The sequence below is a fragment of the Muribacter muris genome, from assembly GCF_001038205.1.
Classification (GTDB): Bacteria; Pseudomonadota; Gammaproteobacteria; order Enterobacterales; family Pasteurellaceae; genus Muribacter; species Muribacter muris.
Map to the genome: position 1 here is coordinate 13620 of NZ_JWIZ01000009.1, position 18753 is coordinate 32372.

Sequence of the window (18753 nt, forward strand, 5' to 3'; positions counted from 1 at the left end):
TCGTGAATATTCAACACATTCTATCGGAAAAAATCAAGCACGCAATGATTAAGGCGGGGGCAGACGACAATGTTGAACCGCTTGTGCGTCAATCGGGCAAGGTGCAATTCGGTGATTACCAAGCAAACGGTATAATGGGCGCTGCCAAAAAATTGGGGAAAAACCCGCGTGAATTTGCCCAAAACGTGTTGGATCAACTGGATTTGAACGGCATTGCCGACAAATTAGAGATTGCCGGCCCGGGGTTCATCAATATTTTTCTCAATCCCACTTGGCTGGCGAATAATGTTCAGCACGCCTTAGCCGATGACAAACTCGGCGTTCATTTGAACCACACGCAAACGGTGGTGGCGGATTACTCCTCGCCAAACGTGGCAAAAGAGATGCACGTTGGGCATTTACGTTCAACCATTATCGGCGACAGCGTAGTGCGGGTGCTGGAATTTTTGGGCAATAAGGTCATTCGGGCAAACCACGTCGGCGACTGGGGCACACAGTTCGGTATGCTGATCGCCTACTTGGAAAAAATGGAAAACGAACACGCCAGTGAAATGGAACTGGGTGATTTGGAAGCCTTTTACCGTGCCGCTAAAGCGCACTATGATAACGACGAAGCCTTTGCCGAAAAAGCCCGTCATTATGTGGTGAAATTGCAAAGCGGTGATGAGTATTGCCGCACAATGTGGAAAAAATTAGTCGATATTACAATGCAGCAAAATCAGCGTAACTATGAACGCTTAAATGTTACGCTGACCGAAAAAGACGTAATGGGCGAAAGCCTGTATAACCCAATGCTGCCGGATATTGTGGCAGATCTCAAAGCGCAAGGCTTGGCAGTGGAAGATGACGGCGCATTGGTGGTTTTCCTTGATGAATTTAAAAATAAAGACGGCGAGCCGATGGGCGTGATTGTGCAGAAAAAAGATGGCGGTTTCCTCTATACCACCACCGATATTGCGGCGGCAAAATACCGTTGCCATACCCTCAAAGCCGATCGTGCTTTGGTCTTTTCCGACTCTCGCCAAAGCCAGCATATGCAGCAAGCGTGGCTGATTACCCGTAAAGCCGGTTATGTGCCGGACAGCTTCAGCCTTGAACATCACAACTTCGGAATGATGCTCGGCAAAGACGGCAAACCGTTTAAAACCCGCACCGGCGGTACGGTGCGTCTGGTCGATTTACTGAACGAAGCCGAAGAACGTGCGGCAAAATTAATTGCAGAAAAAAATCCGGATCTGACCGCTTGCGAGCGACAAGCCGTGGTTGAAGCGGTGGCAATCGGGGCAGTGAAATATTCCGATCTCTCCAAAAACCGCACGACCGATTACGTCTTTGATTGGGACAATATGCTGAGCTTCGAGGGCAATACTGCCCCTTATATGCAGTATGCTTACACCCGTATTCGTTCGATCTTCAGCCGTGCGAGCATCGACCCAACCCAACTTAGCGGCGAAATTCACCTTAGCGAAGATAAAGAACGCAGCCTCGCTCTAAAATTACTGCAATTTGAAGAGGCGATCACAGTGGTGGCAAAAGAGGGGACGCCGCATATTTTATGCCAATACCTCTATGAATTAGCAGGCGTGTTCTCTAGCTTCTACGAAGCTTGCCCGATCCTCAATGCCGAAGAAAGCGTAAAACAAAGCCGCTTACAACTGGCGTATTTAACCGCCAAAACCTTAAAACAAGGCTTGGATTTACTCGGTATTAAGACGGTGGAAAAAATGTAATGTCGCAGGGGCTAAGTCGCCCCTGATTGATAAGCGGTCAAATGACCCTACTTTTTTGCAATATGTTTTCTTTGTGAGGTTTGACGATGAAATGGTTTATTCACGCATTAAAAAATACTTTTAACTATCAAGGGCGGGCAAGACGGGCGGAATACGGTTGGTTTATCCTGACGAATATCCTATTGCAGCTCGGCTTCCAATTTGTGTTTATGCTTATCGCTGCCCTCTTTTCCCTTAATCTCTTTTCGACATCGCCAAATTTGTCTGAAACGAGTTTTATCGGTATGTGGGTAATTATGGCATTGATTGGCATTGCGCTGTTCGCCTACGTCATTGTAATATCGCTGGCAACGTTCAGCCTAAATGCCCGCCGCCTACACGATTTAGGGTGGTCGGGCTGGTGGCAGCTTGCCGCTTATCTGCCGCCCCTATTGATTAGCATTGCCGGTTCTGTCTTTATAACATCATACCTTGAGCTAGTCCCACCGAATCTCGCCCATATAGATGAAACTCAAATGCGAGAAATCGGCAGTACAATCGCTTATACTAATTTGATTATTTTATGTTCCTTGCTGTTTATCTTTGTGTTCCACGGTATTTTGTTGTTGAAAGACGGTCAACGTTTTACCAACCGATACGGACCGGATCCGAAAGCGGTAGAAAACACCGTATCCGAGCAACAAACACCGCCATTAGTACAATCACAATAGCTCTCTCCTATTCAGCCGGCTAGATCATCTATTTCTGCCCCTATCTAGTCGGTATATAAAGAGATTATGTCAATAACCGTAGGGTGCTACGTTATCGTTTCATCATAAAAATACAATGGTTAAACGAGTATAGACGTAATGTCCCGACAATATACCCAAGTTCAAGTTTCCATCACTTCGGCAGAGCATATATTTTGCAAAAAATGCCGTTTAATTAACCGCTTGCTTACCGCAGAACTTCACGATTATTCCTCCCTTTAATCTCGCCTAAAAAAGCACAAAATACGGTGTTTTTGCGTAAAAACGGATAATGTGCTATACTTTCAAGGAATTATAGAAATTAGTAACATAATATCACTGATTTTCGTCTTATTTTTGGGTATTTATTCACCCTCCCGCTCGCAGTATATGCGCCGTTTGCCCGCTCGTTTGGCGGGCTGTTCGATTGATATTTCACACTGTGATCTATCACCTCAATTTAAAAATAGGAGTGTATGTTTTGACGATTTTAAAAAAGATTCAAAATAACTCATCATTTAATCTGTTTGTAGTTTCAATGACCTTATTGTTGGTGGTGCTACTGATCTTAGCAACCTTAATCTTGCCCGAGCAGAGCCAATCCGTACTCAACTGGGCAAAAGCCGCTATTTTTGCCAATTTTAGTTGGTTTTATGTCTTAACTTTTTCAATATTTCTCGGCTTCTTGCTCATCTTATCCGTGAGCAGCCTAGGCAATATCAAACTCGGCACAAACGAAGAAACGCCCGAGTTTTCATTTTTATCTTGGTTGGCAATGCTGTTTGCCGCCGGAATGGGGGTGGGATTGATGTTCTTCGGGGTTGCCGAACCGCTCACCCACTACTTTTCCAATATTACCCACGGCAGTTTGGAACAACGTCAGCAGCAGGCACTATTGCACACCGTTTTCCATTGGGGGATTCACGCTTGGGCGGTGTATGCCGTAATAGCGCTTGCCCTTGCCTATTTCGCTTTCCGCTATAAGCTCCCTTTGGCGCTGCGTTCCTGCTTTTACCCGTTATTAAAAGAGCGAATCAACGGTAAGATCGGCGATGGTATTGATATTATGGCGCTAATTGCTACCCTGTTCGGGATTATCACTACTCTCGGGTTTGGCGCATCACAACTGGGGGCAGGGCTTGAACAACTTGGCTGGCTATCGGAAAGTAACTTTGCTGTCCAAATTGCGATTATTGTGGTGGTAATGGGACTTGCCGTATTTTCGGCGATCTCTGGTGTCGGTAAAGGCGTCAAAATGCTCAGTGAAATCAATTTAGGCTTGGCTTTTTTACTGATGTTATTTGTGTTAATTGCCGGTCCGACACTCTACTTGCTTTCTGCATTTAGCGATAATTTAGGCTTCTATTTAAGCCATATTGTTGAGTTGAGCTTTAAAACCTATGCCTACGAAACGGAAAATACCGAATGGTTTACCGGCTGGACGGTGCTTTACTGGGCGTGGTGGTGTTCTTGGGCACCGTTTGTCGGACTGTTTATCGCGCGTATCTCCCGCGGACGCACCGTGCGTGAATTTATTTTCGGCGTGCTTGCCGTACCAAGCCTATTCTGCGTTTTATGGTTCACTGTTTTCGGTAATAGTGCGATTTGGTTCGATCTCAACGTGGCTAACGGTGCATTACACGAGTTAATCAACGCACCGGAGAAACTGCTGTTCACCTTTTTAGATTACTTACCGCTACCGATGATTACCGGTGTCGTAACATTGATTGTTATTGCACTGTTTTTTATTACTTCCGCCGATTCAGGCATTTATGTGCTGAATAATATTGCCTCACGGGATAAAAGTTTGGCTTCTCCCCGCTGGCAAGCGGTAATGTGGGGCGTGTTAATGGCAGTTGTGGCGATTGTGCTGCTGGGTGCTGGCGGATTAAGCACGCTCCAAACGATGACACTGATTGTCGCTCTGCCGTTTGCAATGTTAATGTTGGTAATGTGCTTGAGCCTATGGAAAGGGCTGAACGTGGATAAAAAATATTTTGACGCGAAAGTTACACCAACCAGCATTTTCTGGACAGGCGAGAAATGGAAAGAGCGCCTAGGGCAAATGCTCAATCAAACCCAAGAAAAAGACATTGTGAAATTCTTAAAACAAACGGCGTTACCGGCAATGCGGGAACTACGTCAAGAGTTAATCGGGGTGCATAATCTGAATGTTGAGATTGTACAAGCCTTTGAAAATGAAGAGCCTTCGGTCGAATTGATTATCCGTAAAGAATCAATGCGGGATTTTATGTACGGCATCAAATCGGTCGGACACGAAGTGTCGGAGCAGTTGTTAGATGATGAAAATCTGCCGCACTTGCAACATTCAATGACCTATCAGCCGATAACCTACTTCTTTGACGGGCGTAGCGGTTACGATGTACAGTATATGACCCGCAACGAGCTGATTGCCGATATTCTCAAACAGTATGAACGCTATCTCAGCTTATTAGATGATGTCGGTCAGGAATTGATGGCTCACGAACAAACCGAGCTGGCAGAGTAAAAACAAGCGGTGAGTTTAGGGCAAGAGTTTGCAAAAAGAGGAGCTATTCTCACCGCTTGCCTGCCGAAATTGAGAGAAATTGAATGCGAGTACCTTTCGCCACCACCTTTAATAAGCCGGTTGTACTGATTAGCTTGCTGTTTTGCAGTGCCATCATCGGCGTTGTATTGCTTGATCGTGAAACGGCAATTACGCTGATCTTGGCGGCAAAGGAGCAGATTTTTCACCATTTCGGCTGGGTTTATATTCTCACCAGTGCTTTTTTCATCTTTTTTCTCGGCTTTTTGGTACTCAGCCGCTACGGTGATACCAAATTGGGTGATGATGAAAGCGAGCCGGAACTCAGCCTTACCAGTTGGTTTGCACTGCTTTTTACCGCCGGAATGGGGATTGGGATTATTTTCCTTGGCGTTGCCGAACCCCTTTCCCACGCCCTGTTTCCCCTTTCTCAACAGAGCATTGAACAAAAAGCGGTGTTTCAAAGCATTTTCCATTGGAGCATCAATGCGTGGGCGATTTACGGTTTAATCGCACTGGCGATTGCTTATTTCGGTTTTCGCTATAAATTACCGCTTTCACTGCGTTCCTGCTTCTATCCGTTACTCAAGCAACGGATTAACGGCAAATTAGGCGATGTGATCGATATTTTGGGGCTATGTGCGACCATTTTCGGCTTGATTACCACACTGGCGTATAGTGCAATTCGCCTTAATGCTGCCTTGAGCGAAGAATTTAGCGTAACCATTCAATTGATTATCGGGGCGGTTTTTCTCATTGCAATTATCATTTCAACCCAAAAGATCACCAAAGGGTTACGGATAATCAGTGAATTAAGCCTTGCCCTCTCTCTTTGCTTAATGCTGTTCGTGTTGCTTGCCGGCCCAACCGCTCATTTACTTGCCAGTTTTACCGAAAATATCGGCTACTACTTGAGTAGTTTGGTTAGCGCCAGCTTTAAAACCTATATTTACGAACAGCAACATCAACAATGGTTTAATCAGTGGACGATTTTATACTGGGCTTGGTGGTTTTCGTGGGCGCCGGCGTTTGGGCTGTTTATCGCCCGCATTTCAAAAGGCAGAACGGTACGGGAATTTATTTTGGGAGTGTTAATTGTCCCCAGCCTGTTTTTTATTCTGTGGTTCTCTATTTTTGGTAACGGGGCAATTTGGGTAAATACCTATTTTGCCGATGGGCAATTAGCGGAAATGATCGACCAAAGCGGAAAATTATTATTTGCGTTTTTAGATTATCTGCCCTTTGCTTCAATATTAAACCTTGCCACATTAAGTTTGATTTTAGTGCTATTTATGACAACCATTGATTTTGGCGTTTATATCCTCAATCACATTTCATCACGGGATAAAAGCCAACTATCACCCCGTTGGCAAATCATCTTTTGGGGCGGGTTGATGAGCATTACCACCTTTATTCTGTTTCAATCGGGTGGCATTGAAGCACTACAAGGCACAATGCTGATCTTCTCTTTGCCCTTTGCTCTATTGATGTTAATGATGGCGGTAAGCCTACTAAAAGGACTACGTTTGGATTATCACTACCACCATAACACATACCATACGCAATCTTGGTCGGAAAAGGATTGGCGAATGCAGCTCGAAAACCTATTAACCCCTTATCAGCAACAGGATATATTGACTTATCTCAAACGCACGGCGCAAATTGCAATGCGAGAGTTGCGTCAAGAACTGATTGGTATTTACGAGTTAAGCAGCCATTTAGAAACCGATTTTGATGCGGATATACCGAAAATCACACTATGGATTGAGAACCAAGAAAATCAGCCGTTTCATTACACACTGATAATGGAAAAATCCGCACAAAACGAATATAAATTAACGGTTTACACCAATGATAAATCCTACGCAATTCAGCCATTAACGAAAGATGAACTTATCGCTGATATTTTACAGCAATATGAAACCTACTATACGGCAAAATTAGCCGTAGCATAACAAGCGGTAGGTTTGGCTCGTTTTTTTGCAAATGCGCTATAAAATAAGGGACACTGTGTCCCTTATTTTATACAACGAGGCATAAAATACGATTATTTGCCGGAACGTTGTTTTAATTTACCAATCACATCACCCCAAGACAAGCCGGCATCTTGCAATAAGACGGTGAGGTGGTAGGCTAAATCGGCGGCTTCACAAATTGTTTCCTCACGATCTTTCACTGTGGCAGCAAGGGCGGTTTCCACTCCTTCCTCGCCGACTTTTTGGGCGATCCGTTTTGTGCCTTTGGCATAGAGTTGGGCGGTGTAAGAACTTTGCGGATCTGCCCCTTTACGGCTGGCAATTAACCGCTCCAATTTGCTGAAAAAGATCCAATCCAGCTCGCTCTGCTCAAATTGATGAAAACAACTTTCCGCTCCCGTATGACACGTTTCGCCTATCGGATCAGCTAGAATTAACAGGCTGTCATTATCGCAATCCAGGCTCATATCTACCACATTAAGAAAATGCCCAGAGGCTTCACCTTTCGTCCACAACCGTTGTTTGGTACGGGAATAAAAGGTTACTCTTTTTTCGAATAGTGTTTTTTCTAATGCCTGCGGGTTCATATAGCCCAGCATCAGCACTTCGCAGGTTGTTACATTTTGCACGATAACGGGGAGAAGGTTATCGACTTTTTGCCAGTTGATTTCGGTTAGATTGATTTGCATATTATTCCTCAATGCTCTTCTAGTTGTTTTAGGGTTTTGCTACAGTTAATTATATACGAACGTTCACAGCTTCTTGTTTGAGGTAAGATTTTAACTCCCCAATCTGAATAATTTGTTTATGAAACACACTCGCTGCTAATGCACCATCTACGTTAGATTCAATAAACGCATCACGAAAATGCACCATTTCCCCTGCACCGCCCGAAGCAATTAAAGGGACATCACACACTGCCCGCACTTTTTTCAATTGTGCCAAATCATAGCCGTTGCGAACACCGTCTTGGTTCATCATATTTAGTACGATTTCCCCCGCACCACGCTGTTGTACTTCCTTCACCCAATCCAATAACTGCCATTGGGTTTGACGAGTGCGTTTTTCATCACCGGTGTATTGATTGACCCAATACTTGCCGCTTTCCGCTTCAAACCAGCTGTCGATCCCCACTACGATCGCCTGTACACCAAAGCGATCCGCCAATCTGGAAATCAGAGAGGGATCGGCTAACGCCGGTGAGTTGATCGAAATTTTATCCGCCCCAAAGGCAAACAGTTTTTCAGCATCTTCTACCGTCTTGATACCGCCCGCCACGCAAAACGGAATATCAATCACCTTAGCCACTCGCTCCACCCAGCTTTTATCCACGGTGCGACCGTCCGATGAAGCGGTGATATCATAAAATACCAGTTCATCTGCACCCTCTTGGGCATAGCGTTGTGCAAGCGGTACGATGTCGCCGATAATTTCGTGATTGCGGAATTGCACCCCTTTAACCACTTGCCCGTCTTTCACATCTAAGCAAGGAATTATCCGTTTTGCCAACATTTAATTGCCTCCTCGACATTAAATTTGCCTTCCAATAAGGCGCGTCCGACAATCACACCTGCAACGCCCGTGCCTTTGAGTGCAACAATATCGGCAAGTGAACCAATACCGCCTGAAGATTGAAATTGAACTTCAGAGAAAGCTGCACAAATTTCACGGTAAAGGGAAACATTTGAACCGGCAAGCGTGCCGTCTCTGGAAATATCGGTGCATAAAACGTGTTGTAAACCGACCGCTTGGTATTCTTCGATCAATTCTTCAAGGGATACCCCGCTTGCCTCTTGCCAACCACTAATTGCAATGATTTTCTGACCGCTTACATCAATATTGACATCTAAGGCAAGAACGAATTTGTCCGCCCCATATTGCTCAAACCATCCTTTTACCCTTGCACGATCTTTCACTGCCGTTGAGCCAATCACGACACGATTTGCACCGACTGCCAGTAGATCCGCCACATCTTGCTCAGTACGGATACCACCGCCTACCTGAATTTGGCAGTTTGTTGCTTCGATAATCTTGCCGATAAGTGAAGTCTGTCTTTTAGCAGGATCTTTCGCCCCAGTTAGATCAACCAAATGCAGTTGCTTCGCCCCTTGGCTGATATATTCGGCAAATTGAGCGATAGGGTCATCGCTATAAGTTGTTTGTTTGGCATAATCCCCTTGATGTAACCGCACGACTTTACCATCAATTAAATCAAGGGCAGGGATAATAAGTGAAGTTTGCATATATTTTCCTTATCTAAACCGCTTGTTTAATTAAACTCATAATATATTCAAGATCTTGGGTATCTTTAACGATAACTTGATAATCACCATTTCCCCAATGCCCAATACTTGAAACATCTCTCATTAAATTCCGAGCATCGTCTAATTTACCTTTTTTTAAGTTAATAAATAACTTTAATTGTCTTTGATGAATTTGAATATCCGCAATCGTTTTCCTGGTTAATTTAAATGAGATATAGAGTTTTTTTGCGTTTAAACTGATTTCAGGATTTAGATTTAAAATTGCTTGTTTAAAGCTCTCATATAATTCAATTGTTTCATCAGTCTTCCCAATTAAATGATCTTCCTCACTATAAGTTTTAATTTCCTTAGTAATTTCGGATAATTCTTCATCGGTATTTTTAGTAGATTGCTTAATGCTAGGCTGATAAGCAGACTTTTCAAGACCATTAAGAACAACAATATCATTTTCAAATTGTTTAATTTCCCACAATTCAATATTTAAATCTTTAAAATCAACAGCTTGTTTTTGATTTTTATTAAATGTTGGTGCAACGAATACAATTTTACTCTGCGACCAATCCACCTCATCTTTACGTAACTTTTTATTAAGCTGTTCATTAAATTCTAAGATAAAATCAGCTTTATGCTTTAGTAATGTATGTAAATATGCAACACCTTGATCAAATACACTATAATTATGATTACGTTTGTATTCTATAATCACAAAGGATTTGTTTTCCTCATCAAATGCCAATGTGTCAATTCTCTGATTTTGTACGCTAAATTCTGATTTCACAAAAATTAAACCGGTTATATCATTCAGATTCTTTTCCACTAATCTCTGAATATCTTTCTCTAATTTAAAAGGTATTTCTTTCAACCCAGATAATTCAGTTTTGGCTTTTTTTAATAATTGCATTTCCTCAACCTTCTTAGCTTCTCTTTAATTACACATTTTCCACAAAATTTCTAAGTAATAATGCGCCATTTTTCCCCGACCGCTCCGGGTGGAACTGCACACCATAGAAATTATTCCGTTGAATCGCAGCGGAAAACGGCACGCCATAATTAGCCGTTGCTATCGTATGTTGATTTGGCAATACCGCATAACTATGCACAAAGTAAAAATGGCTATCTTGCTCAATCCCGGTAAAAAGCGGGTGATCTGGCTTATAACCGACCTTATTCCAACCCATATGCGGCAAGGGTAAATCGCAATTTGGTAACAGGCTCGTTTTGCCTTGCATTACGTTTAATGTTGCCACATTGCCTTCAGCAGAAAATTCGGTCATTAACTGCATTCCCAAGCAAATGCCAAGCATCGGTTGGGTCGCATTTCGGATTGTGTCAATCAAATTGCGATCTTTTAAAATCTGCATCGCAGCCTGTGCTGTTCCCACACCGGGGAGCAACAATTTGTCGGCGGATTTGATTTTAGCTAAATCACGGCTAATTTCCGCCTGAATATTCAGGCGATCAAAGGCAAATTTGACAGATGACAGGTTTGCACAGCCTGTGTCGATGATGGTGATGTTCACATAATGTCCTTAATTATTATTTTCAAATCTTAGAAAGAGATAATATTTGCTTGCCGTTTTCATCAAAATTGTCATTTGCCAACCAACGTTGAAAACGGGCTTTATTTTTCTCCCATTCACTATCTAGCATAGAAAACCAAGCCGTATCTCTATTTCTTCCCTTATAAACTTGTGCTTGTCTAAAAGTACCTTCATAAATAAAACCTAGACGTAACGCAGCTTTGCGAGAAGGTGCGTTTAAACTATCACATTTCCATTCATAACGGCGATATTTCAATATTTCAAACACATATTCGGCAAGTAAAAATTGGGCTTCTGTCGCTATTCTGGTTTGCTGTAATTTAGGGGAATAGATCACCCAACCCACTTCAATCACTCGATTACGCTGATCAATCCGCATTAACGCAAATGTCCCGATAGCCTGTTGAGTCGCTTCATCAATAATTGCAAAATAATAAGGATCTTGTGAGGTTTCAATTTGGCTTAAATAAGCCATTAACGCCTCTTTTTGCTGAAAAGGCTCTAAAGGCAAATAAGTCCAATAATGCTGTGGTGAAGAATAGACTTCAAATAAATCATCAATATGCTTAGCGGCGGATAATTTCTCCAAACGGCAATATTGCCCCTGTAATAACGCAATATTCGGTAACTCGCCGTTAGAAAAATCGGGCAGAACTTTACCTATCGGTTGATTAAATTGATTGTACCTCATTGATTTTCTCCTTATACAAGCGGTCAAATATCCCAAAAACTCTGCAAAATTCCACCGCACTTTCAAGCTAATCATTCTAGGGACGCCAGCGTGGCGTCCCCTACTGATCACAGTATTTCCGTTTTGTGGAAAATTACAACACTCCCTTACTACTCGGCAACTCACTCCCCTCCACCTTAATTGCCTGTCTTAAGGTTCTGCCGAACACTTTAAACAGGCTTTCGATTTTGTGATGGTCGTTGTCGCCTTTAGTTTTTAGGTGCAGGGTCGCCATTAGGGTATAGGCGAGGGATTGGAAAAAATGCTCGGTCATTTCGGTGCTGAAATCGCCGACGTTATCCCGTTTAAACTTCGCTTTGAATTTAAAATACGGGCGACCGGATAAGTCGAGGGTACATTCTGCTTTGCATTCGTCCATTGGCAGCACAAAGCCGAAACGGGCAATGCCCCGTTTATCGCCAAGAGCTTGTTTGATTGCTGTGCCAAGCGCAAGGGCGGTATCCTCGACAGTGTGATGCTCATCAATCCATAAATCCCCTTTGCAAGACACATTCATTCTGAACCCGCCGTGTGTCGCAATTTGATCGAGCATATGGTCGAAAAAACCCACGCCGGTGCTGATTTCATTCATTCCCGTTTCATCCAACCAAACTCGCACCTTAATGTCGGTTTCTTTGGTTTTACGCACCACTTCGGCATAGCGTGGGGGACGCTCAATGCAAGCAGTCGGTTGCATTGATAATTTTTCAACAATCAGATCCCAACTCAACTTTTCAGGGTGATATTGTAAGGCTCGAATTCCCAAATTTTCAGCAAGTTGCACATCCGTTTCCCGATCGCCGATCACAAAACTTTGGCTGGGATCAAAGCGTTTTTCATCGAGATATTTTTGTAATAATTTCGTTTTCGGCTTGCGGCAATCGCAGTGATCTTCAGGCTTATGCGGGCAGATCAACACCTCGTCAAAATGAATGCCTTGTGATGAAAAGAGTTGCATCATCGCATTATGCGGTTTGTCAAAATCCGCTTGCGGAAAGGATTTTGTGCCTAAGCCGTCTTGGTTGCTCACCATTACCAAACGGTAACGTTTTTGCAATGTCAGCAAAGCAGGAATAACGTTCGGCTCAAATTTCAGTTTTTCCAAACTGTCAATTTGGAAATCGGTTTTCGGTTCGTCAATTAGTGTGCCGTCTCGGTCGATAAATAGAGTGGGTTGCATCTTGTTGTCCTCTTTGTTTATCCTGTTCAATAGGGGTTAATATAATATCAATGCAGAGTGTAAAATAGTGCCTTTAATCAATTTAGGCAAACAGAGTCATTAAATATTTAAAATAGCTTGAATGACTTTCGCATTTTCCGCTGCTGTGCCAATCGTAATCCGAATGCAATTTTGCAAGCCGAGGGCGTTATGTTGATTGCGTAGAATAATACCTTGATCCCACAGAGCGTTAAATAGCGGCTGCCCCTCTTTAAATTTCACCAAAATATAATTGGCTTCGCTTGGGAAAATATATTCAACAAGCGGTGAGTTAGCCAGATTTTTTTGTAAATCAGTACGATTTGCCAGTATCTCTGCCGCTTGGCGTTGCATTTGGGCAATCCCGTTCGGCTGTAAGGCTTGGGCGGCAATATCCGCAACGGGAATCGGCAAAGGATAAGGGGCGATCACCTTTTGTAAAATTTGGATCAGCTCGGCATTCGCCAAGGTAAAACCGCAACGTAATCCGGCTAAACCAAAGGCTTTGGAGAGCGTGCGGATAATGGCTAAATGCGGATAATCTGCCAACGCTGTTGCCATTGTTGCTTCGGGGCAAAATTCAATATAGGCTTCGTCCACTACCACAATCGCGCGTCCTGCGGTCATTTGCAAAAGTTCGAGCAAATCCGACCGCTTGAGCAGGTTGCCGGTCGGGTTATTCGGGCTGCACACGAACACCACTTTCACGCCGTCTAATTGCCGTTCAATTTCCACCAAATTAAGTTGGAAATCAACGGTCAGCGGCACAGTTTTACAGGCAATGCCACAGGTTTCCGCACTTACGGCATACATTCCGTAGGTCGGCGGGCAGTATAAAACAGTATCATCTGCTTCACAGAATGCACGGATAATCAACTCAATGCTTTCATCACCGCCACGGCTGACTAATACATTTTCCGGTCGAACACCGGCATAGCGTGCATACCCCTCCACCACTGCCTGCGGTTGCGGTTCAGGGTAGCGATTAAAAGTACGGTCACGGTCAGTTAAATCGAACGTTGGCGAAGTCGGGTATTCGTTGGCATTTAGCCACACATCCCCCTTGCCGCCTAAACGGCGAGCGGATTGGTAGGGCGTAAGCGCTTGAATATTTTTTCTGGAAAGTTGTGCAATTGTCATAGTAGCTTCCTGTTTTTATGTTTTAGGTAATAATTTCGGGATAATCAATAATGGAATGACGATAGCTAAACTACCACCTGAAAATTTATTGATTTTATTATAAAAAGGTATATTAAAACTGATTAATATACCTATATTGATAAACCATACAATTACAATAGCTGCAAATACTTTAACCTCATTTTGTTTTGTATATTGTTTATAAATAATCCATAACAGACTTAAAATAGTAGGTATTGTAGAAATAAAAAATAGCTTATTAACTACTGCATTAATGTTTTCAAACGGATTATCATATTCTCTTTCTAACCAATAAGAGATAAAAATCGTTAATATCATTAGTATTTGAGTGTAAAAAAGACTTTTTACAAAAATCTGTAATTTAGGATAATGATGTTTTAATTCTGTCATTTTATTGTCTCCTTTTATTTTTTATCACCCTAAGAGATAATATTTTATCTAATCACTACTATACTCTAAAATAGTTACACTAAAACACCCGTGTTTTTCAAGAAAAATACAAGAAAAGCCTTGTTTTAATAGTGTGTTTTTTATTTCTCGAATCACAAAACCGTGTGCAATAATCACGCAACGTTGTTCTGTCGGCAATTGCTGTATAAAATGCTTTACCCTTGATTTTTCTTGTTTCACTGTTTTAGTTGCTTGATTTAGCCCGATGAGCCAAAGTAAACGCGAAATCACAAACCAATGCTGTACAGATAATGAAATAAAAGGAATATTTACGATATTCAAATTAAATTCTTTAAGCGCATCACAGATAATTATTTTATGCTGTTCAAATAAATGGCGCGCTGTAAGATATGCACGAGGTAAAGGAGAACTATATACATACTCGCACTGCTTAATTTCATCTAGTATTGCAGGAGAAGAAAAAGCTGCAATCTCATCAAGACAAATATTTTCCGTCTTATCGTATTCTTCTAAATAATGATCAGCCTGCTTAGCCGAACACACGGCATTAGGGATATTCGGTGTGCAATGTCTAATCAAAATAATACGTCTTTTCATATTTAGTCTATTTCTCGTTTTATTATCGTGTTTAATTTTTTAACATATGCATAATCAGCCGAATCAGCGTCTCTTTTTGTTTGGGATTAGATTCTGCGACTAATAATGTTAAGGTACCCCATCATCTCGTTCTCTGCCAAATAAATCTGATGCCTCTCCTTTTTCGATAAGTTGCTGCTTAAACTGCTGCAATACTGACCGAGCCTCACTGATAGTCGGCGATATACCTCCCTGCTGAGTTTGAGGCTCGCTCAAAAGCCCTTCATCATTGTTGCAGCCATAAAAACGCTTGAGCATAACGACTAACAACTAACAACATCGACAAATCCTCGACCGCTTGCCAAAGTTAATTCAGCGGATCTTGCTGCTTTTTTGAATTAATGCTAATGCCCGTTCCAATTCCACCGCATTTTGTTGCAAGCGTTTTTGGTTTAAGGCATAGCCTTTAACAAGATAATCTTTCAAGCGAGCGGTTGCCCAACGGCGAAATGCAACACCTTGAGGAGATTTAATTCGATAACCAACAGAAATAACCGTTTCTAAATCATAGAATGTTACTGGACGATCTTCTGTGCCTGTGAAAACCGCACAGTATCATTGTCAAACCGCACTTCAACTTGGGTTTGCCAGTCTTGAGTTTGGTAGATTTCAATCGGATTTTGCATTTTTACTCCTTTTTAGAAAAATAGGATTATGATGAAACACATTATTTCTTATTGTTAACAAGAAATGCTTTAGAAATTTCTGCAATACCATTTAAAAATACTTTTTGATCATAATCAAAGTTGTCTAATTGGGGTAGTTTACAAAAATTTAAATGTTTATTCTCTCTGATAATAAAAGAGATATAAAAATTTAATTTATCGTCATTTTTAGGTAGTCTATTAAAGAGTTTTATTATTTTTTGATACTCTTTCTTAATCTCTTTTTCTGTTTCCTCTACGGTGTCAGTTAAGGATTCTTCTCGAGACTGAACTACTTTTTTTGCCAAATCTTTCTTATTCCATCCAACCTCACTGAGTAATACTTTTAATTCTTCCAATAAATTTTGAATTTTTTGTTCCTTTGCTTGTTTTTTAATCATTTGTCCCAAATTGTCCCATTTTGATTATTAAAATACCCAGCCAATGAAGGAGATTTCCTTCAGAGGATTTTAAACCTTTAATTCACACTACGGAGAAAACTATGTCTTCTGTACAAAACCAAAAAAATCTTGATCACCACGCTAACCAGTTAAATCCAAATAACCCGGCGTATCAGAAAGCACAAGATAATCGCTCTAACCAGCTCAATCCAAACAATACTCGTTATCAAGGCAAAAAATAGGAGCAATGCAATGAGTACGACATTTTTAAAAAATGGACCAAGCCAAACAGGAAATCCTTCTGGAAAAGGGCGTGGAAATAACCCTCCTAGAAAATAATCTTTAATTTATAGCAGATGGGTTATATAATAACCTATCTGCATTCCTGTAGATTATTTTGAAAACTATGCCTAAAATCTGAATCAATAGCTTCCTTGTAGCCAACCTCCCGTATAGTTTCTAGTAAAGCACAACTACATATGTCAATATTTCTTTCAAAATCCTTATTGGAAAGATATGTTTTATTAGGATTTGCACATTGGTTAATAATGGCGTATTCGAATTTGGGGAGGTAGCGCTCTTGATCTAAGCTATTTTCAACTTGATAGCCAATAATCCCACCCGTAACCAGTAAAGCTGATGCTCCTACAATAATCGGTTTCGTGATCATTTTGATACCATAGGAATACCCTTGGAAACTCTTTTGGCAACATTTGCACTTGATATGGTTGGCAAATTCAATTTCATTCTTTATTTGGCAATGAGGGCAGGTAATTTTCATTTTTTGTCCTTTTATCTAAGTATTGATTATAAAGGGGTAAATTATTTTTAACTAAAGGTTTTATAAAATCACAAATCTTCAGCTTGTGTTTAGCATTTCAACTTTGCCAACCGCACTTCTACAGCTTGTCTGTGAGCCTCTAACTGCTCGGCGGCGGCCATTGCGATAACCGTTGGGGCGAGGGCTTTAAAACCTTGCGGGCTAAGCTCCTGTACTGTCATTCGCTTGCTGAAATCCGCTAAACCGAGGCTTGAGTAGGTTTTTGTGTAGCCGTAGGTTGGGAGAACGTGATTCGTGCCGCTGGCATAGTCGCCCATACTTTCCGGGCTGTATGCGCCTAAGAAAATAGAACCGGCGTTATCAAGTTGGTCAAGCAATGCTCTTGGGTTTGCTGTTTGTACGACCAAATGCTCCGGTGCATAGGCATTGCTAATCGCAATACATTGGGCTAAATCCTCGGCAAGAAATATGCGGCTGTGAGCAAGGGCTTGGCAAGCAGTCTGTTTTCGTGGCAAGTTTGCAAGTTGTTTTTCAATCGAAAGTGCGGTCGATTTTGCCACGGTTTCACTATTTGTAACTAAAATTACTTGGCTGTCCGCCCCGTGTTCCGCTTGTGAGAGTAGATCGCTGGCGACAAAATCAGGATCGGCAAATTCATCGGCAATCACCAATACTTCGGACGGACCTGCCGGCATATCAATCGCCGCACCGTCAAGCCGTTGGCTCACTTGGCGTTTCGCCTCTGTTACAAATGCATTGCCCGGTCCAAAGATTTTATCGACTTTCGCCACGCTTTCCGTCCCGAACGCCATCGCTGCAATCGCCTGTGCACCGCCAACGGCATAGACCGTTTCAATACCACACAACTCGGCAGTATAAAGAATTTCAGCGGCAATCGGCGGCGGCGTACAAAGCACAATTTTTTTGCAACCGGCAATCCGCGCTGGCACGGCAAGCATTAACACGGTAGAAAACAGGGGCGCTGAACCGCCGGGGATATATAATCCCACCCGTTCAATCGGGCGGGTCAGCACTTGGCAACGCACGCCGCTTTGGGTTTCAATATCTACCGCCTGCGGTTGTTGCGCTTGGTGGAAGGTGGCGATGTTCTGTTTCGCCGTTTGGATTGCCTGTTTTAATTCACTCGAAAGGCGTTCCCCTGCCTGCTGAATAGTGGCTTGCGACACGGTGAGGTTCTCTAATTTGACCTTATCAAATTTTTCAGTCAGTTCAAATAACGCCCGATCGCCCTGTGATTTTACAAGATCGAGGATATTTCCGACCGCTTGTTTAATCTCATCGGAAGCCGAAATTGCCGGACGGGTTAAGGCTTGCTGCCGTTCGGTGTCGGTGAGGTTATTCCAAATAAGTGTTTGCATAATCAATTCCTTGTCGTGTTAATTTAAAAAACTGCTGATGCCGAGATAAATCAATAATGTGCCGAAAAGTGCGGTCATTACTTTGCGGACGTAAAGTCGGTTGAGAAAACGTTTGGCAAAATGGGCGCTCAAGGCGTAGCCGCCCATTACGATTGCCACGGCAATTAAAAATAAGCCGGCTAATAACAACAGTTGTTGGGTGGTGCTCCAATCGCTATCGGCGTCCATAAATTGCGGAAAATATGCCAGTAAAAACACGATGGTTTTCGGGTTAATCACAGTAATGAAAAAACCGGTTTTCCAATCGGTTTGGCTGGCTTGATTTTCTTGTGCCAAATGTCGCGAACGCAACGCCCAAAGTGTGATGATACCGAGGTAAATTAAGTAGCCGTTGGCAGCAATCCCCATTATGCTTAACGCGGTCGGGGATTGGCTTAATAGCTCACCGATTCCGGCAATCACAGCAATAAGAAGAACAATATCGCCCAACAAAATACCCAGCGTAATTGCCATACCCTTCCGCCAACCCCGTTCAATGCTGCCTTGAATCGTGAGCATCATTGCCGGTCCGGGTAGCGCGGCGATCAGCAGGCTGGAGAGGGTGAAATAAATCAGTAGGGATAATGCCATTCGTATTCCTTTTATT

General features: G+C 42.5%; 19 protein-coding genes and 1 pseudogene. 5 read left to right on the forward strand and 15 right to left on the reverse strand.

The window, feature by feature from the left end; genetic code table 11:
- Positions 1 to 2 precede the first annotated feature (2 nt).
- The 4 genes from argS (at position 3) to RO21_RS01870 (ending at position 6940) form a co-directional block, all read left to right on the forward strand.
- Positions 3 to 1730 carry an arginine--tRNA ligase gene (argS, locus tag RO21_RS01855; protein ID WP_047976100.1) on the forward strand — a complete coding sequence of 576 codons (1728 nt, stop codon included), beginning with the start codon at positions 3 to 5 and terminating at the stop codon, positions 1728 to 1730.
- A gap of 86 nt (positions 1731 to 1816) precedes the next feature.
- Entirely contained in the window at positions 1817 to 2440 is a 624-nt protein-coding gene (locus RO21_RS01860) for a DUF805 domain-containing protein (protein WP_047976101.1), read from the forward strand.
- 556 nt (positions 2441 to 2996) lie between these two features.
- Positions 2997 to 4967 (forward strand): BCCT family transporter, encoded by a 1971-nt coding sequence (locus RO21_RS01865; RefSeq protein WP_420911983.1) that lies wholly within the window; start codon positions 2997 to 2999, stop codon positions 4965 to 4967.
- Positions 4968 to 5050: 83 nt separating this feature from the next.
- Entirely contained in the window at positions 5051 to 6940 is a 1890-nt protein-coding gene (locus RO21_RS01870) for a BCCT family transporter (RefSeq protein WP_047976103.1), read from the forward strand.
- 92 nt (positions 6941 to 7032) lie between these two features.
- On the opposite strand, the gene hisIE is transcribed toward RO21_RS01870, so the two are convergent.
- The 12 genes and pseudogenes from hisIE to RO21_RS01930 all read right to left on the reverse strand — a co-directional run bounded on the left by hisIE (position 7033) and on the right by RO21_RS01930 (position 15947).
- Positions 7033 to 7650 carry a bifunctional phosphoribosyl-AMP cyclohydrolase/phosphoribosyl-ATP diphosphatase HisIE gene (gene hisIE / locus RO21_RS01875; RefSeq protein ID WP_047976104.1) on the reverse strand — a complete coding sequence of 206 codons (618 nt, stop codon included), beginning with the start codon at positions 7648 to 7650 and terminating at the stop codon, positions 7033 to 7035.
- A 49-nt stretch (positions 7651 to 7699) separates the two neighbouring features.
- On the reverse strand, positions 7700 to 8473 hold the full coding sequence (hisF, locus tag RO21_RS01880) for an imidazole glycerol phosphate synthase subunit HisF (protein WP_047976105.1): 774 nt from the start codon (positions 8471 to 8473) through the stop codon (positions 7700 to 7702).
- Positions 8455 to 9204 carry a 1-(5-phosphoribosyl)-5-[(5-phosphoribosylamino)methylideneamino]imidazole-4-carboxamide isomerase gene (gene hisA, locus RO21_RS01885; RefSeq protein ID WP_047976106.1) on the reverse strand — a complete coding sequence of 250 codons (750 nt, stop codon included), beginning with the start codon at positions 9202 to 9204 and terminating at the stop codon, positions 8455 to 8457. The genes hisF and hisA overlap by 19 nt, the downstream gene beginning before the upstream one ends.
- 13 nt (positions 9205 to 9217) lie before the next feature.
- Entirely contained in the window at positions 9218 to 10126 is a 909-nt protein-coding gene (locus tag RO21_RS01890) for a DUF5655 domain-containing protein (RefSeq protein WP_047976107.1), read from the reverse strand.
- A 28-nt stretch (positions 10127 to 10154) separates the two neighbouring features.
- Entirely contained in the window at positions 10155 to 10745 is a 591-nt protein-coding gene (gene hisH, locus RO21_RS01895; protein ID WP_047976108.1) for an imidazole glycerol phosphate synthase subunit HisH, read from the reverse strand.
- Positions 10746 to 10767: 22 nt separating this feature from the next.
- Entirely contained in the window at positions 10768 to 11457 is a 690-nt protein-coding gene (locus tag RO21_RS01900; RefSeq protein ID WP_047976109.1) for a GNAT family N-acetyltransferase, read from the reverse strand.
- A 133-nt stretch (positions 11458 to 11590) separates the two neighbouring features.
- On the reverse strand, positions 11591 to 12676 hold the full coding sequence (gene hisB, locus RO21_RS01905; protein WP_047976110.1) for a bifunctional histidinol-phosphatase/imidazoleglycerol-phosphate dehydratase HisB: 1086 nt from the start codon (positions 12674 to 12676) through the stop codon (positions 11591 to 11593).
- Between the two features lie 99 nt (positions 12677 to 12775).
- The gene (gene hisC, locus RO21_RS01910) at positions 12776 to 13834 is read right to left on the reverse strand and encodes a histidinol-phosphate transaminase (protein ID WP_047976111.1); all 1059 of its coding nucleotides are present in this window, start codon (positions 13832 to 13834) and stop codon (positions 12776 to 12778) included.
- A 15-nt stretch (positions 13835 to 13849) separates the two neighbouring features.
- Positions 13850 to 14245 (reverse strand): hypothetical protein, encoded by a 396-nt coding sequence (locus RO21_RS01915; RefSeq protein ID WP_047976112.1) that lies wholly within the window; start codon positions 14243 to 14245, stop codon positions 13850 to 13852.
- Between the two features lie 48 nt (positions 14246 to 14293).
- Entirely contained in the window at positions 14294 to 14863 is a 570-nt protein-coding gene (locus RO21_RS01920; protein WP_047976113.1) for a histidine phosphatase family protein, read from the reverse strand.
- A gap of 31 nt (positions 14864 to 14894) precedes the next feature.
- A pseudogene (rhuM, locus tag RO21_RS13675) lies at positions 14895 to 15528 on the reverse strand (RhuM family protein).
- A 41-nt stretch (positions 15529 to 15569) separates the two neighbouring features.
- Entirely contained in the window at positions 15570 to 15947 is a 378-nt protein-coding gene (locus RO21_RS01930; RefSeq protein WP_047976114.1) for a hypothetical protein, read from the reverse strand.
- Positions 15948 to 16048: 101 nt separating this feature from the next.
- On the opposite strand from RO21_RS01930, the gene RO21_RS13200 reads away from it, so the two are divergent.
- Entirely contained in the window at positions 16049 to 16189 is a 141-nt protein-coding gene (locus RO21_RS13200; RefSeq protein ID WP_173425294.1) for a hypothetical protein, read from the forward strand.
- 131 nt (positions 16190 to 16320) lie between these two features.
- Here RO21_RS13200 and RO21_RS01935 read toward each other — a convergent pair whose 3' ends face one another.
- The 3 genes from RO21_RS01935 to RO21_RS01945 form a co-directional block, all read right to left on the reverse strand.
- Positions 16321 to 16728: a hypothetical protein gene (locus tag RO21_RS01935; RefSeq protein WP_047976115.1), complete on the reverse strand. Its 408-nt coding sequence runs from the start codon at positions 16726 to 16728 to the stop codon at positions 16321 to 16323.
- An 89-nt stretch (positions 16729 to 16817) separates the two neighbouring features.
- Entirely contained in the window at positions 16818 to 18107 is a 1290-nt protein-coding gene (gene hisD / locus RO21_RS01940; RefSeq protein ID WP_047976116.1) for a histidinol dehydrogenase, read from the reverse strand.
- A gap of 18 nt (positions 18108 to 18125) precedes the next feature.
- A complete protein-coding gene (locus RO21_RS01945; protein ID WP_047976117.1) occupies positions 18126 to 18737 on the reverse strand; it encodes a LysE family translocator in 612 nt (203 codons plus the stop codon).
- Positions 18738 to 18753 lie beyond the last annotated feature (16 nt).

What these genes read in the sequence shown, in the direction of transcription:
- RO21_RS01870 (WP_047976103.1), top strand. Translation starts at nt 5,051, where the DNA reads ATGCGAGTACCTTTCGCCACCACCTTTAATAAGCCGGTTGTACTGATT.
- hisC (WP_047976111.1), bottom strand. Translation starts at nt 13,834, where the DNA reads ATGACAATTGCACAACTTTCCAGAAAAAATATTCAAGCGCTTACGCCC.
- RO21_RS01920 (WP_047976113.1), bottom strand. Translation starts at nt 14,863, where the DNA reads ATGAAAAGACGTATTATTTTGATTAGACATTGCACACCGAATATCCCT.
- hisF (WP_047976105.1), bottom strand. Translation starts at nt 8,473, where the DNA reads ATGTTGGCAAAACGGATAATTCCTTGCTTAGATGTGAAAGACGGGCAA.
- hisA (WP_047976106.1), bottom strand. Translation starts at nt 9,204, where the DNA reads ATGCAAACTTCACTTATTATCCCTGCCCTTGATTTAATTGATGGTAAA.
- RO21_RS01890 (WP_047976107.1), bottom strand. Translation starts at nt 10,126, where the DNA reads ATGCAATTATTAAAAAAAGCCAAAACTGAATTATCTGGGTTGAAAGAA.
- RO21_RS13200 (WP_173425294.1), top strand. Translation starts at nt 16,049, where the DNA reads ATGTCTTCTGTACAAAACCAAAAAAATCTTGATCACCACGCTAACCAG.
- RO21_RS01900 (WP_047976109.1), bottom strand. Translation starts at nt 11,457, where the DNA reads ATGAGGTACAATCAATTTAATCAACCGATAGGTAAAGTTCTGCCCGAT.
- hisIE (WP_047976104.1), bottom strand. Translation starts at nt 7,650, where the DNA reads ATGCAAATCAATCTAACCGAAATCAACTGGCAAAAAGTCGATAACCTT.
- RO21_RS01865 (WP_420911983.1), top strand. Translation starts at nt 2,997, where the DNA reads ATGACCTTATTGTTGGTGGTGCTACTGATCTTAGCAACCTTAATCTTG.
- hisD (WP_047976116.1), bottom strand. Translation starts at nt 18,107, where the DNA reads ATGCAAACACTTATTTGGAATAACCTCACCGACACCGAACGGCAGCAA.
- RO21_RS01915 (WP_047976112.1), bottom strand. Translation starts at nt 14,245, where the DNA reads ATGACAGAATTAAAACATCATTATCCTAAATTACAGATTTTTGTAAAA.
- RO21_RS01860 (WP_047976101.1), top strand. Translation starts at nt 1,817, where the DNA reads ATGAAATGGTTTATTCACGCATTAAAAAATACTTTTAACTATCAAGGG.
- RO21_RS01945 (WP_047976117.1), bottom strand. Translation starts at nt 18,737, where the DNA reads ATGGCATTATCCCTACTGATTTATTTCACCCTCTCCAGCCTGCTGATC.
- RO21_RS01935 (WP_047976115.1), bottom strand. Translation starts at nt 16,728, where the DNA reads ATGAAAATTACCTGCCCTCATTGCCAAATAAAGAATGAAATTGAATTT.
- hisB (WP_047976110.1), bottom strand. Translation starts at nt 12,676, where the DNA reads ATGCAACCCACTCTATTTATCGACCGAGACGGCACACTAATTGACGAA.
- RO21_RS01930 (WP_047976114.1), bottom strand. Translation starts at nt 15,947, where the DNA reads ATGATTAAAAAACAAGCAAAGGAACAAAAAATTCAAAATTTATTGGAA.